This window comes from Streptomyces sp. DH-12 (genome assembly GCF_002899455.1).
Taxonomy (GTDB): domain Bacteria; phylum Actinomycetota; class Actinomycetes; order Streptomycetales; family Streptomycetaceae; genus Streptomyces.
Genome location: NZ_PPFB01000001.1, coordinates 2,974,989 through 2,990,105, shown reverse-complemented (window position 1 = coordinate 2,990,105; position 15,117 = coordinate 2,974,989). Strand labels below are relative to the sequence as shown.

The window sequence follows — 15,117 nt, the reverse complement described above, 5'->3', positions numbered from 1 at the left end:
GTCAGCGCGGACTCCTGCGCACCGCCCGTCCCGCCAGCACGTCCGTGCGCCGCCCGTCCTCGATCACGAACCGCCCGTCGACCAGGACGTACGGGATGCCCGTGGGCAGCGTGCGCGGCTCGGCGAAGGTCGAACCGGCGTCCACCGTGCGCGGGTCGAACAGCACCAGGTCCGCCTTGTAGCCCTCGCGGACCAGCCCCCGGTCCGGCAGCCGCAGCCGCGCCGCCGGGCGTGAGGTCAGGTGCGCCACGCACTCCTCCAGCGACAGCACCCCCAGCTCCCGCACGTAGTGGCCCAGATAGCGGGGGAACGTGCCGTACGCCCGCGGGTGCGGCTTGGCGCCCTGGAGGATGCCGTCCGAGCCGCCGGTGTGCACCCGGTGGCGCATGATCGCCCGGACGTTCTCCTCGTGGCCCACGTGCTGGAGGATCGTCGGGGCGAGCCGGTCCTTCAGCAGCAGCTCCCTCGCCACCGCCCACGGGGTCTCCCCGCGCGCCCGCGCCGACTCCAGCACCGTACGGCCCACGTACGCGTCCAGCGCCGGGTCGCCGACCCCGGAGATCTCGATGGTCTCCCACTCCACCGGCACGCCGTGGCAGCCGTCCGAGCCGGTGACCTCCAGGTCGTGCCGGATCCGCCCGGCCGTCCCCTCGTCCGCGAGCCGCCGCAGGATCTCCTCCGGGCCGCCCTCGCTCGCCCAGCTCGGCAGCAGCGCCACGAGGGTGGTGCAGCCGGGGGTGTACGGGTAGGTGTCGAGGGTGATGTCGGCGCCCGCGTCCAGCGCCTCGTCCAGCAGCGCCAGCAGTTCGGGCGCCCGCCCCTTGTTCACGCCGAAGTTCATGGTGGCGTGCGCGAGGTGCAGCGGGCAGCCCGCCTCCCGGGTCAGCGCCACCATCTCCGCGTACGCCTCCAGCGCGCCGGCGCCGTAGGAGCGGTGGTGCGGGCAGTAATAGCCGCCGTACGAGGCCACCACCCGGCACAGCTCGGTCAGTTCGGCGTCCGGGGCGTACATGCCGGGCGTGTACGTCAGCCCCGACGACATGCCGACCGCGCCCTGCTCCATGCCCTCCGTGACCAACCGCCGCATCCGGTCCAGCTCTTCGGGCGTCGCCTCGCGGTCCTCCCAGCCGACGGCGAGCGCGCGCACGGTGCCCTGCGGGATCAGGTACGCCGCGTTCACCGCGACGCCCCGGTCCAGCCGGTCCAGGTACTCGCCCACCGACCGCCAGTCGACGTCCACGTCGTCCCCCGGGCCGTTCCACCCGGCGATCGCCCGCCGCACCTCGCCCAGCGTCCGGTCGTCCACCGGCGCGTACGACAGTCCGTCCTGGCCCAGCACTTCGAGGGTGACGCCCTGCGCGGCCTTCGCGCTGTGGTCGGGGTCGCGCAGCAGCGCCAGGTCGCTGTGCGCGTGCATGTCGATGAAGCCCGGGGCCAGCACCAGCCCCTCCGCGTCCAGTTCGCGCCGCGCCTTCGGGCGCTGGCATCCCGCGTCCGCCGCCTCCTTGACGATGGAGACGATGCGGCCGCCGTCCACCACCACGTCCGCGCGGTAGGAGGGGCCGCCGGAGCCGTCGACGACGTCCGCGTCCCGGATGACGAGCTCTTCCACGGTCCTGCCTCCTAGAAGAAGGTACGGATGTAGTCGACGACCGTGCCGTCCGCCTCCGCCACGGGGATCAGCGCCCACTTGTCGAAGGACGTGCAGGGGTGGGACAGCCCGAGCCCCACCCAGTCTCCCACCTCCAGATCCGCCTCCGGAGAGGTGCGCAGCCACGCGTGCTGGTCGGACAGGCCCGTCACCTCGATCCCCGTGGCCGGCCGCTCCGCCCCGTCCCTGCGGACCACCCGGGCGACCGGCAGATCCAGGTCGTACGCCGCGTCCCGCTTGCCCGCGTTGGTGAACGCCTGCTCCGCCGACGGCCGGGACACCACCTGCGTCCACAGCCGGAACGCCGGCTCCAGACCGCCCTCTTCCGGCACCCGGTTGAAGGGGGTCAGCCGCTGGTAGTGCCCGTCGTCGTGCGACACGTACGCCCCGGACCGCAGCAGCTTCAGCACCGGCGCCGACAGCTCCGGAACCTCCGCGAAGACGTCCGCCACCGCGTCGAACCAGGCGCTCCCGCCCGCGCTCACCACGATCTCGTCCAGCCCCGCGAACCGTCCCGCCGCGTCGAAGTCCACGGCCAGCGCCACCAGCCGCCGCAGCCAGGCGCGCACCCGCTCCGGGTCCGCCCGCGGCACCTCGCCCTCGTACCCGGCCACCCCGACCAGCCGCAGCGCCCGCGCGGCCGCCACGGCGTCGGCGACGGCCGCGCACTCCGCCTCGGTCCGCACCCCGGTGCGCGCGCCCTCGCCGGCGGCCAGCTCGACCACCACGTCCACCGGCCGGGACGTCCCGTCCAGCGCCGCGTCCATCAGCTCCACCCCGCGCACGGAGTCCACGTAGCAGACGAACCGGAACGCGGGATCGGCGTCCTGCTCGGCGGCGATCCACCGCAGCGCCGCCGGGTCGACCAGCTCGTTGGCCAGGAACACCCGCTCGATCCCGAACTCCCGCGCCACCCGCACCTGGTGCGGCACCGCCAGCGTGATGCCCCACGCCCCCCGCTCGATCTGGCGGTGGAAGAGCCGCGGCGCCATGGAGGTCTTGCCGTGCGGCGCGAAGGCGAGACCGTGCCGCTCGGCGTACGTCTCCAGCGCCGCCAGGTTGTGCTCCAGACGCTCGGCGGACAGCGCGAGCACGGGGGTCGTGAAACCCCCCGTGAAGAGGTTCCGGCGCTGCGCGGCCAGCTCGCCCACGGTGAGGTCCGCGGCGTCCGGCGGGAGGCCCTTGAAACGGTGGCCGACCCGTTCCTCGGCGAGGCGGGCGAGAGCATCGAGGACCATGGAGCCTCCCTGATCAGCGGTGTTGCACCAGTTGCAACACTCGTTGCGTATATCGCTCACCGCTGTCTAACATCTCCGCCACACGCGGTCAACGGACACCGCACCCCCGCCCCGACGAGGAGCCCCGCCATCGTGACCGTCACCGGAAACGGCAACGCCCCCGACGTCGTGGACGTCGTCGCGCTCGGCGAGTCCATGGTGACGTTCCTGCCGTCCCGACCCGGCCCCCTCGCCGACGTCCCCTCCTTCCACCGGTCGATCGGCGGCGCGGAGTCCAACGTGGCGTGCGCGCTCGCGGCGGCCGGCCACACCACCCGGTGGGTCAGCCGGGTCGGCGCCGACGGCTTCGGCGACCACCTCCTCGCCGCGATCGGCGGCCACGGCGTCGACGTGTCGTACGTCCGCCGCGACCCGGACCGCCCCACCGGCGTCTACTTCCGCACGGCCGGCGACAGGGCGGGCGCCTCGCACGAGGTCGCCTACTACCGGGCGGGCTCGGCGGCGTCGGCGATGACGCCGGCCGGCGTGGACCTGGACGCCGTACGCGCCGGGCGCGTCCTGCACCTCTCCGGCATCACGGCGGCGCTCTCGCCCGGCTGCCTGGACCTGCTGCGGGAGCTGACGTCCCCGCACCCGGGGCGCCCCTTGATCTCCTTCGACGTGAACCACCGCCCGGGCCTGCGGCGGGACGGGTACGGCCCCGAGGTCCTGCTGGACCTGGCCCGTTCGGCAGACGTCGTCTTCGTCGGCGAGGACGAGGCGGAGGAAGCCTGGGGCATCACGGGCGGCCCGGCCGCCGTCCGGGAAGCCCTTCCCGAACCGGACACCCTGGTGGTGAAACAGGGCGCGGAGGGGGCGGTCGCCTTCTGCCCCTCCGCGGGCGCCGGGGGCGCCCCCTCCGGGGGAGGCGCCCCGCAGGCGCCGGGCTGCGACGACACCCTCCGCCCCGCCGCAACGGCCCCCGCCCTGAAGGTCGACGTGGTCGCGACGACCGGCGCAGGCGACGCCTTCGCGGCAGGCTTCCTCTCGGCCGCCCTGCGCGGCCTGCCGCTGAAAGCACGGCTCCGCCACGGCCACCTCATGGCGGCAGCCGCCCTCACCGCCCCCGGCGACCTCGCCGCGCCCCCCGCCCGCGCCCTCGCCGACCGCCTCGCCGCCCTCGACGACACCGCGTGGGGGACACTGCGACTCGGCCCCGGCTGGACAGCAGCCGACGCAGAGGCCGTAGAGGAGGCACGCACCCCATGAGCCAGACCGTAGACCGCGCCCTGAGCATCCTTCCGCTGCTCGCGGAGGGCCCCGCCGACCTCGGCCAGGTCGCCGACCGCCTCGGCGTGCACAAGTCCACGGCCCTCCGCCTCCTGCGCACCCTCCACGAACACGGCATGGTCTACCGCCAGTCCGACCAGCGCTACCGCCTCGGCGCGCGCCTCTTCGCCCTCGCGCAGGAGGCGATGGAGAACCTCGACGTCCGCGAGATCGCCCACTCCCACCTCGTCCGCCTCAACGAGACCTGCGGACACACCGTCCACCTCGCCGTGTACGAGGAGAACGAGGTCCTCTACATCGACAAGGTGGAGAGCCGCTACCCGGTGCGGATGTACTCCCGGATCGGCAAGCCCGTCGCCATCACCGTCGCCGCCGTGGCCAAGCTGCTCCTCGCCGACCTGCCCGAACCCGAGCGCCGCGCCCTCGCGGAGCAGCTCGACTACCCCATGTACACGCCCCGTTCGACACCCCACGCGGCCGCGTTCCTCCAGGAGCTGGCCAAGGTGCGCGAACAGGGCTGGGCCACCGACCTCGGCGGCCACGAGGAGTCCATCAACTGCGTCGCCGCGCCGATCCGCGGCGCCGACGGCCGGGTGGTCGCCGCGATGTCGGTCTCCGCGCCGAACGTCGTCGTCACCGCCGACGAACTCCTCACCCTGCTCCCGCTGGTGCGCCGCACCGCGGACGCCATCAGCGGCGAGTACTCCGGCCGGACCCCGGCAGAACCGAAGTGAAGGACACCCCCGCATGACCGAGAAAGTCGCGCTGACCCCGAAGACCCACACCACCCCGCCCGCGCAGTTCTCGCACGGCGTCCGCAAGGGCAACATCCTGCAGGTCGCCGGCCAGGTCGGGTTCCTGCCCGCCGAGGAGGGCAAGCCGCCCACGCCGGCCGGCCCCACCCTGCGCGAGCAGACCCTCCAGACCCTCGCCAACGTCAAGGCGATCCTCGAGGAGGGCGGCGCGAGCTGGGACGACGTGATGATGATCCGCGTCTACCTGACCGACGTGGACCACTTCGCCGAGATGAACGAGATCTACAACGCCTACTTCGAGGAGCAGGGCCTCACCCAGCCGCCCGCCGCCCGCACGACCGTCTACGTCGGTCTCCCCGCCGGCCTCCTCATCGAGATCGACGCGCTCGCCGTCCTCGGCTGAGCCGCCCCCTTCCGCAGCACCCGCATGCCGCACGGCACGGCGTCCCGCACCCCGCGGGCGCCGTGCCGCGATCCCCCCTGCCCGAAAGCCCCATGCCCTTACCCAGAGGACCTCCGTATGTCCCACCCGTCCCTCCCGCTCGCCGCCTCCGCCCCGGCGGAGACACCACCGCACACCGGAGGACTGCTCCTCCTCGTCGACGGCACCGCGGGCCTGCTCACCGTCGCCGCCCTCGGCATCGCGCTGCTGCTCTTCCTGATCATCAAGGTCCGGCTCCAGCCGTTCGTGGCGCTGCTCGGCGTCTCCATAGCCGTCGGCCTGCTGGCGGGCCTGTCGGTCACCGAACTCTTCGGCACGGTCCAGCGGTCGGACGCGGTGTCCACCATCGAGTCCGGTATGGGCGGCATCCTCGGCCATGTCGCGATCATCATCGGCCTGGGCACCATGCTCGGCGCGATCCTCGAAGTCAGCGGCGGCGCCGAAGTCCTCGCGGGCCGGTTGCTCGGGCTGTTCGGCGAGAAGCGGGCGCCCCTCGCGATGGGCCTGACGGGCCTCATCTTCGGCATCCCGGTCTTCTTCGACGTCGGCATCTTCGTCCTCGCGCCGATCGTCTACGCCGCCGCCAAGCGCTCGGGCAAGTCCGTCCTGCTGTACTGCCTGCCCCTGCTCGCCGGTCTCTCCGTCACCCACGCCTTCCTGCCCCCGCACCCGGGCCCGGTGGCCGCCGCCGGACTGCTGCACGTGGACCTCGGCTGGGTCATCCTCATGGGCGTCGTCTGCGGACTGCCCGCCGTCGTCGCCGCGTGGGTCTACTCCGCCTGGATCGGCAAGCGGATCTTCGTCCCCGTGCCGCAGGACATGGTCGAGGCCGCCCAGGAGGCCAAGGACGCCGTCGTCGCCGAGCAGCGCGCCTCCGGCGTCGAGCCGCGCGAGACCCCGGTGCCGCTCGGCACGGTCCTCGGCATCATCGGCACGCCGCTCCTCCTCATCCTCGCCGCGACCTTCTCCTCCATCGCACTGGACGAGTCCACGCTGCGCTCGGTCATCGAGTTCTTCGGCCACCCGTTCGTGGCGCTCACCCTCGCCCTGTTCCTCGCCTACTACCTGCTGGGCGTCCGGCGCGGCTGGTCCCGCAAGTCCCTGGAGACCGTCTCCACGTCCTCCCTCAAGCCGGTCGGCAACATCCTGCTGGTGGTCGGCGCGGGCGGCGTCTTCGGCGCGGTCCTCAAGGGCAGCGGGGTCGCCCAGGCGCTGTCCGACACCTTCAACGACGTCGGCCTGCCGGTGATCGTGCTGTCGTACCTGATCTCCGTGGTGCTGCGGGTCGCGCAGGGCTCGGCGACGGTGGCGATCGTGACGACGGCGGGCATCGTGGCGCCGCTGCTGTCCGAGGGCGACCACTCGCAGGCGTTCGTGGCGCTCGTCATCATGGCCATCTCGGCGGGCTCGATCTTCGCCTCGCACGTGAACGACGGCGGGTTCTGGATGGTCGCCAAGTACTTCGGCATCAGCGAGCGGGACACCCTCAAGACGTGGACCGTGCTGGAGAGCGTGCTGTCCGTCGCCGGCTTCGTCGTCGCGGCGGCGCTGAGCCTGGTCGTGTGAGCCCGGAGAGGCCCGGTGGAGGGGCGGCGTCCGTGTAGGCGTCTGATAACGAAGTCGGGGCTGGCTGTGACGCGCACAGGATTGTCGACCATACTCCTGCGGTGTGGAGCAGCGCATAGGTTCGAGCAGCAGCAAGCCCCTGGAGGGCGCCGGGTTCGACCCGGCCTTCGTCCCCGGGCTCACCGCGCCCGCGACCGGCCGCGAGGAGGACGCGAAGGACACGAAGGACGCGGCCGCCGAAGGCGTCCCGGAGACCGGGGAGTCGGAGAAGTCCGCCGACGCCCCGGCCGCCGAGTCCGCCGAGGACACCGGGGACGCCGGGGACGCCGAGGACACCGGGGACACCGGGGACGACGAGCCGGAGCCCGTCCCCGACGGCCCCGTCTTCGAGGCGTCCGACCGCCGTGCCGCCATCGTCGCCGACCACCGTGGCGTGCGGCTGAAGCTGGACGACCAGGAGTGCGAGTTCCGCTGGGACGAGATCGGCGCGGTGGAGACGGAGACGGCCCGCTTCGGCAAGCGGTACACCGTCACCGTCCACACCCCCGACCGGCGTTGGTACCCCATCGAGATCGACGCCGACTCACGCCGCCGGTTCGACGAGTGGGACGCTGCCCTGGACGAGGTCCTCGACGCGTACTTCGACGACGGCGCCGAGGAGACGGCCGAATCCGGGGGGACGGCCGGGTCCGGGGCGAGCGACGAGCCGGAGAAGGACAGGGCCGGGGCGGCCGACCGCGCCTAGCCGCAGTACTGGCCCTCCTTGCCGATCACCCGGTACATGCAGTCGGCGTTCTCCAGGAGCTGGAGGACGGCGTCGCGGTTGCGGGACGTCTCCCGCTCGATGACCTCGTCGGGCGGGTAGAAGCCGCCGCCCGACGCCGACCTCGGGTACATCTCGAAGGTGTAGCCGAAGATCTTGTGGGTGCCCCAGAGGTAGTCGTCGATCGACCCGTCGGTGATGTACAGGTCGCTGGACTGCTGGGCCGTGTAGCCGTTGCTGGCGGCCATCTTCTGGCCGACGGCCTTGAAGGCCGCGTGGTCGTCGGCCGTCATGCCGGTGGTGGTGTCGGCGTAGGTGTAGCCGAAGGGCCAGAGCACCAGCTCGCTGTAGGTGTGGAAGTCGATGCCGGCCTTGATCTGCTGCACCCCGCCGACGACCCGGCTGCGCACGAAGTCGGCGACCACCTTCACCTCGGGCGCGGACTCGGGCGCCGAACCCCGGTACGTGTCCGAGGACGTGCTGCCCGACGACCCGCCGCAGCAGCCCCAGCGGTAGTTCCAGTTGCGGTTCAGGTCCGTGCCGACGGCCGTGGAACCGGAGTTGGGCTGGCGGTTCTTGCGCCAGGAGCGGTAGGAGCCGGTGGCGATGTCGTACTCGCCGCCGTCCGGATTGAGGTCGGGGACGATCCAGATCTCCCGCTGCTGCACCATCCGGGTGATCCGGGCGTCGGTGCCGTAGCCGGCGCCGAGCTCGCGCAGCAGGTACAGCGCCATCTCGACGGTGAGGTGCTCGCGGGCGTGCTGGTGGTGGGTGAACAGGACCTCGGGCTCGGCCTCGTCGGTGCCGACGTTGTCGCTGACCTTGACGGCGACGATGTCCCGGCCCTGGTAGGACTTCCCGATCACCCGCTTGCTCATGATCGACGGGTACGCCGCGATCCGCTGGTCGATCTCCGCGGTCATTTCGGCGTAGTTGTGGTAACGGGAGTCGGCCGAGGGGAAGTCGAACAGGCGCAGGCCGTCGGCGGCCGTCGAGCGGTCCGGGGCCGCGCCCAGCGGGGTGACCTCGTAACCCTGGCGGCGCAGTGCGCGGATCTGGTCCGCGCGGCCGGAGACGACCACGGTCTCCTCGTCGGCCTCGTCCACGGTGACGCCGGCCCGCTGGATCGCCGTGCGGGTGACGGGAGTGGTGCGCTGGTGGATCTCGTACTGGCGGATGTCGTCCGCCGAGGAGGCCGCCGGGCGTGCCCCGTCGGCCCCGGCCGGGGCGGCCGCCGTGAGCGACAGGGGCGCGGCCAGGGCGAGGGCGAGGAGTGCGGCGAGCGCGGCGGGGCGTCTGCCGCGGGAACGGAGTCGCATGAATGCTCCTTGTGGGGAGGTGGGGTGGTTCACGGCGACGTGCGGTGCGGTCATCGTCGAGAGATGACATGATCAGGTCAAGAGTGCGAAGTCGCCGCGCGGCCAGGTGGAACCGGTGAAGATCCCGGCACGCCCTCTTGCCGGACCGGCACCCGTCCGCTTTCTTGACCCCATGGCGGACACCACGGGAAACACCCAGGACACCGGGGCGAAGGCCGGGCCCGGCCCCCACTCGCGCACGTCCAGTTGGCGCCACATCGGCCCCGGCATCGTCGTCGCCGCGACCGGCGTGGGCGCCGGCGACCTCGTGGCCACCCTCATCGCCGGCAGCAACTTCGGCTACACCCTGCTGTGGGCCGCGGTCGTCGGCTGCCTGGTGAAGATCTCCCTCGCGGAGGCCTGCGGACGGTGGCACCTGTCCACCGGACGCACCCTGTTCGACGGCTGGGCCGGCCTCGGCCGCTGGACCACCTGGTTCTTCGCCGTCTACGCCGTCATCTGGGGCTTCGTCTACGGCGCGGCCGCCATGTCGTCCAGCGCGCTGCCGCTCCAGGCGCTGTTCCCGGGCGTGATGGACCTCGAGTACTGGGGCATCGCCTGCGGACTGGTGGGCCTGGCCTTCGTCTGGTTCAACAAGTACGCGGTGTTCGAGAAGGTCATGACCGTCCTGGTGGGCGTCATGTTCGTGGTGACCGTCTACCTGGCGTTCCGCGTCACCCCCAACCTGGGCGACGCCTTCGCCGGACTCCTCCCCGTGCTGCCCGACGAGGAGGACTCCGTCCTCAACACCCTCGGCCTGATCGGCGGCGTCGGCGGCACCATCACGCTGGCCGCCTACGGCTACTGGGTCAACGCCAAGGGCTGGACCGGCACCGGCTGGATGAAGGTCATGCGGCTGGACAACCGGGTCGCCTACCTCACCACCGGCGTCTTCGTCGTCGCGATGCTCTTCGTCGGCGCGGAGCTGCTGCACTCGGCCGACATCGCCATCTCCAGCGGCGACCAGGGGCTGATCCAGCTCGGCGACATCCTGGAGGACCGGTACGGAGCGACCACCGGCACGCTGTTCCTGGTCGGCTTCTTCGCCGCCTCCTTCACCTCCTTGATCGGCGTCTGGCACGGCGTGAGCCTGATGTTCGCCGACTTCCTGGCCCGGCAGCGCGGCGAGCGGCAGGCGCGCGCCGACGAGCTGGCCTCCGGGCGCCGGGAACGCTCCTGGACCTTCCGCGCCTACCTGCTGTGGCTCACCTTCCCGCCGATGATCCTGCTGTTCCAGGACGAGCCGTTCCGCCTGATCATCATCTACGGCGTCCTCGGTGCGGCCTTCATGCCGTTCCTCGCCCTCACCCTGCTGTGGCTCCTCAACTCCTCCCGCACCCCGCGCGAATGGCGCAGCGGCCCCCTGAGCAACGGCATGCTGGCGGCCGCGGGCCTGCTCTTCCTGGTCCTGGCCGTCAAGCAGATCTGGGACCAGCCGTGGTCGGAGTTCTTCTGAGGCGACGGCCGGCCCGCCTCACGCCCCCGCGTCCCACTCCGTGCTCAGCGCGATCTCCCGCAGCTGCCCGAGGGTGAGCGCGGGGGCGTCACGGGTGGCGTCCTCGTGCTGGGCGGCCGTGTTGAAGGCGCTGACCACGACCCGCAGCCCGTCGGGACGCAGGGTGTCGGCGGTCCACATGACGACACCCGCGCCGCCCTTCTCCCCGGGCGACTTCCGGGTGGTGACCAGGGTGCCGTCGGGCCGCGTCCCGGCGTCCCCGAAGAGAGCGCCGGCCACGTCGCCCATGCCGGGCTGCACGTTGATCTGGACGAGGCTCCCGCCCTTGCCGTCGTCGACGACGAGGTAGGCGTACTCGCTCCCCTGTCCGCCCTCGGCGATCACGGTGAGCCCGTCGGGCAGCAGACCGGTGAGCGTGTCGGCGATCGCCCTGCCCGGCATCCCCGCCGGAGGCGCCTGGCCGGTGACCGACGGCTTCGGGCTCCTCGGCATGGCGTCCACCACCCGCCGCCACACGTCGGCGGTGACGACCTCCTTCAACTGCTCGACGGTCAGCGGTGGCCGCGGGCGGGAGACCGGGGCGTCCTTCTGCGCCGGCGCGTTCCACTCGCTCAGGGACACGTGGTGCCCCTGGGGCGTGACCAGCTCGGCGTTCCACCACCTGGTCTCCACCCGCCGGTCCGGGTACTCGTAGCCGCGGAACAGCATCAGCCGGGAGCCGTTGGGCAGCTTGGCGGAGGTGCAGTCGTCGTGGGGGACGAGCGCCTCGTCCGGGCAGTTCGCCAGCTCGCGGGCCTGCTCGCTGTCGGGCTCCACCCGGTCCAGACTCAGGCCGAGGGCCGCCGCGCCCCCGCCGTCGTCGAACACCACCCGCGCGTGCGGGGGCATCAGCGACTCCGTGCCCTGGGCCTCCTCCTCGAGGTACGTGCCCTTCGGCAGCAGCTCCTTGAGCGAGCGCAGGACGTCGTCGCCCGAGAAGGCCGTGGCGGGCGAGGGGCTCGCGGTCGTGGCCGGGCCGGCGGCCGCGGAGGTCCGCCGGGGGTCAGTCGCGTCGGACGGCAGGAGCAGCGCCCCGCCCACGCCGACCAGGGCGACGCCGGCCGCCCCGCCCAGCACGGCCGTCCGCCGCAGCAGCTGGGTCCGGCGCCCGCGCACCCGGCCCCCGGTGACGAGGGCGGCGGGGTCGTCGGTGCGGAAGCTGTGGCCGGTGTCGCGCAGAGCTGCGGCGAACCGGTCCTCGAAGAGGTCGTGGTGCTGGTTCTCGGGCATGACGGACCACCCTTTCCGCGGGTGTGAGGCGTGAGGTCTGAGGTGTGGAGCCGGAAGCCGGGGGGAGGGCCGGGCGGCCGGCGTCAGGGGCGGGCGTACTCGTGGACGTCCTCGCCCAGCAGCTCCCGCAGCCGGCCGAGCGCGCGGACGCACCGCGTGCGCACGGCCGCCGAGCTGACGTTCAGCACGTCGGCGGTCTGCTCCACCGAACGGTCCTCCCAGTAGCGCAGGACGACGACGGCCCGGTCCTTGGCGGGCAGCCGGGCGAGCGCGGCCATCAGCGTCAGCCGCAGCGGCGCGTCCCCGTCGGCGGCGCCGGGCAGGTCGGGGAACGTGTCGGTCGCCCGCTCCCGGCTGCTGCGCAGCCGCCGGTGGGCGAGGAAGGTCCGGGTGAGCACGGTCTGCGCGTACGCGGCCGGGTTCTCGGCCCGGGACACGCGCCCCCAGCGGACGTACAGCTGGCCGAAGGTCTCCTGCACGAGGTCCTCGGCGAGGTGGGTGTCCCCGGCCGTCAGCAGGCATGCGGACCGGTACAGGTGTCCTGCCCGTGCGGAGGCGAACTCCGCGTAGTCCGCCGTGCGCTGCTGTCGCATTCCGCCGCCCCCGTCGCGCTCCCCGAACCGTTCCCACCTCATTGATGCGGTGGGCCCCGGGAAATGTTTCATGTGGCGCCGGACACAGCCCGCGCCGCCCGTTGTCAGCGGCCGCTGTCAGGATGACCGCGCCATCGGCGCGCACGGCCGCCGGCCTTCTGGGGAGCCGCCATGGACATGATCGGAAAGTGCGCGCGCCTGACGGCCGCCGAGTCCGGGCGCGCGGCCGGCGACCCGGACTGGGCGTACCAGCGTGTCCAGGACCTGATCGAGCAGGAGGGGGACGAGGAACCGCCGGGGGACCGGGCACGCCGCTTCGGCACGGACAAGACTTCGACCCGGACAAGATGGGGCACGCCCTCGACCTCCTGCTCCGCCGCGCCGGCTTCCCCGTGGACGTCGTCCTCGGCGAGGAGGAGATGCCCGGGGCGGAGGGGGACTGGAGCTACGGGCCGCCCCGCTGCCTCACCCCGGAACAGGTCCGCGCCGCCGCCGAGGCCCTCGCCGCCACGCCTCCCGCCCGGCTGACCGAGGGCGTCCCCCCGGCCGGCCTGGCCGCGGCCGGCGTCCACCCCGCGATCGTCCGGGAGCGCGGGGAGCCGCTGGACGAGGTGACCGCCCACCACGACGCCCCGGCGACGTACCTGCGCGCGGCGGCCCGCGACGGGGACGGCGTCCCCGTCCGGATCAGCCGAGCGCGCGGACGCCGCCGCCCCCGCCCGGTGAGCCGGACAGGGGCGGTCGGGGCGGAGGCAGGGTCGGTCACGGGAGGGCGTGGACGTGCGGGCCCACCGCGTTGGACCAGGCGTTGCCGGCCGTCGCGTCCCAGTTGGTGGACCAGGTCATCGCGCCGCGCAGGTCCGGGTAGGTCTTCGACGGCTTGAAGGAGCCGCAGTTGGTGCCGCGGGTCAGGCAGTCCAGGGCGGCGTTCACCACGGACGGCGCCACGTAGCCGCTGCCCGCGCCCCGCGTCGAGGCCGGCAGGCCGAGGCCCACCTGCGACGGGTCGAGGCCGTTCTCCAGCTGGATGCAGGCCAGCGCGGTGAGGAAGTCCACCGAGCCCTGGCTGTAGACCTTGCCGTCGCAGCCCAGCATGGAACCGCTGTTGTAGTACTGCATGTTGACGACCGTGAGGATGTCCTTCACGTTCAGCGCGGTCCGGAAGTAGGAGTTGGACGTCGACTGCATGTCGATGGTCTGCGGCGCCATCGTCAGGATCATCGACGGGCCCGCCTTCGCGGACAGCGCCCGCAGCGCCTGCGTCATGTAGGTCGCGTTGAGGCCGTTCTCCAGGTCGATGTCGACGCCGTCGAAGCCGTACTCCCGCATCAGCGCGTACACCGAGTTCGCGAAGTTCGTCGCGGAGGCCGAGTCGTTCACCGAGACGGTGCCCTTCTCGCCGCCCACCGAGATGATGACCTTCTTGCCGGCCGCCTGCTTGGCCCGGACGTCCGCCTTGAACTGGTCGACGGTGTAGCCGTCCAGGCCCGCCGAGTCCAGGGTGAAGGTGACGGCGCCCGGGGTGCCGGTGGCGTCGGCGAAGGCGACCGCGATGATGTCGTACTGGTCCGGGACGTCCGAGATCCGCTGCACGGTCGCGCCGTTGTCGAAGTTCTGCCAGTAGCCGGTCACCGCGTGCCGGGGCAGGTCACCGCCCCCGCCGCCGCCGTTCTCCCGCGTCCGCACGGACACCGCCGCCGACTTCGCCGACTCGCCCGCCGCGTTGGTCGCCGCGACCTGGAAGGAGTACGACGTGGCGGCCGCCAGCCCGGTCACCGTCGCCGAGGTGCCGGTCACGGCGGTCACCCGGGCGCCGTCGCGGTAGACGGTGTAGCCGGTCGCGCCGGACACCGCGTTCCACGCCAGCGTCACCGAGGTCGCCGTCGTGCCGGAGGCGGTCAGCCCGCCCGGCGTGCCCGGGACCGACGGCTCCGGGTCACCGCCGCCGCCCCCGTCGGGGCCGAGGACGGACACGTCGTCGACGTAGTAGGGCTGCTGGCCGTACCAGCCGTGCGTGTAGACCGTCACCGACGTGGTGCCGGCGCCCGTGGAGAAGCTGGTCGACAGCTGCTTCCAGCTGGTCGAGTCCGGCGTCCAGGTGGACACGTCCGTGGTGCCGGTGCCGGTCACGCCCAGGTAGGCGTACCCGCCCCGCACCCACCCGGACAGCCGGTACGTGGAGTCGGGCCGCACCGCGACCGTCTGGGAACAGCGGGCGTTGTCCTGCCCGGCGGGCGTGGCCTTCAGCGCGGCCGAACCGCCGTGCACCGGGGAGGGGACGACGCTGCCGCTGTTCGCGGAGCAGGTCCAGCCGCTCAGGCCCGACTCGAAGCCGGCGTTCTTCGCGTTGTTGACGTCGGCCGCGGTCGCCTGGCCCGCGCCGGCGAGCGGGAGGGCGAGGGCCAGGGCGGAGACGAGGGCGGCCGCCCAGGGGCGTCTGCCGCGTCCGGGCGTGCGTGGTGCGCGGTCCACTTGGGGCCTCCGGTGGGGGAGTTGGGGAGGGGAAGCGACGGTGGCCACCGTTGATGCCCCACACCGTGGTCCAGACCAATCGCCTTGTCAATAGGTCCAGACCGGAAACGGGGGCGTCCGTCCGCGCGTAGGGCGGCGGGCGGATGGGAAGCGTGGCCCGGAGGACCCGGGGCGGGTCCGGCGTCAAGCCGGTGCACGGAACCCACACCGTCGGTGTCGTGCCGAGACCGGCGAGATGATCGGCCTGTCCCGTTTTGGTGCACTGTGTGCCCGGGAGTTGCCGGC

General features: G+C 72.9%; 12 protein-coding genes and 1 pseudogene. 7 read left to right on the top strand and 6 right to left on the bottom strand.

Annotated features, from left to right (window positions below; translation table 11 throughout):
• Position 1: 1 nt before the first annotated feature.
• Together C1708_RS12125 and C1708_RS12120 are read right to left on the bottom strand one after the other, a co-directional pair.
• Positions 2-1,612: an N-acyl-D-amino-acid deacylase family protein gene (locus C1708_RS12125; protein WP_106412693.1), complete on the bottom strand. Its 1,611-nt coding sequence runs from the start codon at positions 1,610-1,612 to the stop codon at positions 2-4.
• 11 nt (positions 1,613-1,623) lie between these two features.
• Complete coding sequence (locus C1708_RS12120; RefSeq protein ID WP_106412692.1) at positions 1,624-2,889, bottom strand: alanine racemase; 1,266 nt, start codon at positions 2,887-2,889, stop codon at positions 1,624-1,626.
• Between the two features lie 168 nt (positions 2,890-3,057).
• Here C1708_RS12120 and C1708_RS12115 point away from each other — a divergent pair, with 168 nt between their 5' ends.
• The 5 genes from C1708_RS12115 to C1708_RS12095 all read left to right on the top strand — a co-directional run bounded on the left by C1708_RS12115 (position 3,058) and on the right by C1708_RS12095 (position 7,666).
• Positions 3,058-4,137 (top strand): sugar kinase, encoded by a 1,080-nt coding sequence (locus C1708_RS12115; protein WP_106416263.1) that lies wholly within the window; start codon positions 3,058-3,060, stop codon positions 4,135-4,137.
• A complete protein-coding gene (locus tag C1708_RS12110) occupies positions 4,134-4,892 on the top strand; it encodes an IclR family transcriptional regulator (RefSeq protein WP_106412691.1) in 759 nt (252 codons plus the stop codon). The genes C1708_RS12115 and C1708_RS12110 overlap by 4 nt, the downstream gene beginning before the upstream one ends.
• A gap of 13 nt (positions 4,893-4,905) precedes the next feature.
• Positions 4,906-5,316: a RidA family protein gene (locus C1708_RS12105; RefSeq protein ID WP_106412690.1), complete on the top strand. Its 411-nt coding sequence runs from the start codon at positions 4,906-4,908 to the stop codon at positions 5,314-5,316.
• A 117-nt stretch (positions 5,317-5,433) separates the two neighbouring features.
• Complete coding sequence (locus C1708_RS12100; RefSeq protein WP_106412689.1) at positions 5,434-6,921, top strand: GntP family permease; 1,488 nt, start codon at positions 5,434-5,436, stop codon at positions 6,919-6,921.
• Between the two features lie 103 nt (positions 6,922-7,024).
• Complete coding sequence (locus tag C1708_RS12095; protein WP_106412688.1) at positions 7,025-7,666, top strand: hypothetical protein; 642 nt, start codon at positions 7,025-7,027, stop codon at positions 7,664-7,666.
• Here the strand turns inward: C1708_RS12095 and C1708_RS12090 are convergent.
• Positions 7,663-9,003, bottom strand: a complete 1,341-nt coding sequence (locus C1708_RS12090) for a M14 family metallopeptidase (protein WP_106412687.1) — start codon at positions 9,001-9,003, stop codon at positions 7,663-7,665. The two genes, C1708_RS12095 and C1708_RS12090, sit on opposite strands and share 4 nt — an antisense overlap.
• 172 nt (positions 9,004-9,175) lie before the next feature.
• Here C1708_RS12090 and C1708_RS12085 point away from each other — a divergent pair, with 172 nt between their 5' ends.
• Positions 9,176-10,498, top strand: coding sequence for an Nramp family divalent metal transporter (locus C1708_RS12085; RefSeq protein ID WP_106412686.1), 1,323 nt, complete (start codon positions 9,176-9,178; stop codon positions 10,496-10,498).
• A gap of 18 nt (positions 10,499-10,516) precedes the next feature.
• Here C1708_RS12085 and C1708_RS12080 read toward each other — a convergent pair whose 3' ends face one another.
• Complete coding sequence (locus C1708_RS12080; RefSeq protein WP_106412685.1) at positions 10,517-11,767, bottom strand: hypothetical protein; 1,251 nt, start codon at positions 11,765-11,767, stop codon at positions 10,517-10,519.
• Positions 11,768-11,850: 83 nt separating this feature from the next.
• Positions 11,851-12,360 carry a SigE family RNA polymerase sigma factor gene (locus tag C1708_RS12075; RefSeq protein ID WP_106412684.1) on the bottom strand — a complete coding sequence of 170 codons (510 nt, stop codon included), beginning with the start codon at positions 12,358-12,360 and terminating at the stop codon, positions 11,851-11,853.
• Between C1708_RS12075 and C1708_RS35820 the strand changes: the two are divergent.
• Positions 12,288-12,977 (top strand): annotated as a pseudogene (locus C1708_RS35820) (DUF1877 family protein); the annotation flags it as partial. The gene C1708_RS12075 and the pseudogene C1708_RS35820 overlap by 73 nt on opposite strands.
• A gap of 145 nt (positions 12,978-13,122) precedes the next feature.
• On the opposite strand, the gene C1708_RS12065 reads toward C1708_RS35820, so the two are convergent.
• Positions 13,123-14,832, bottom strand: coding sequence for a chitinase (locus C1708_RS12065; protein ID WP_106412683.1), 1,710 nt, complete (start codon positions 14,830-14,832; stop codon positions 13,123-13,125).
• Between the last annotated feature and the right edge of the window lie 285 nt (positions 14,833-15,117).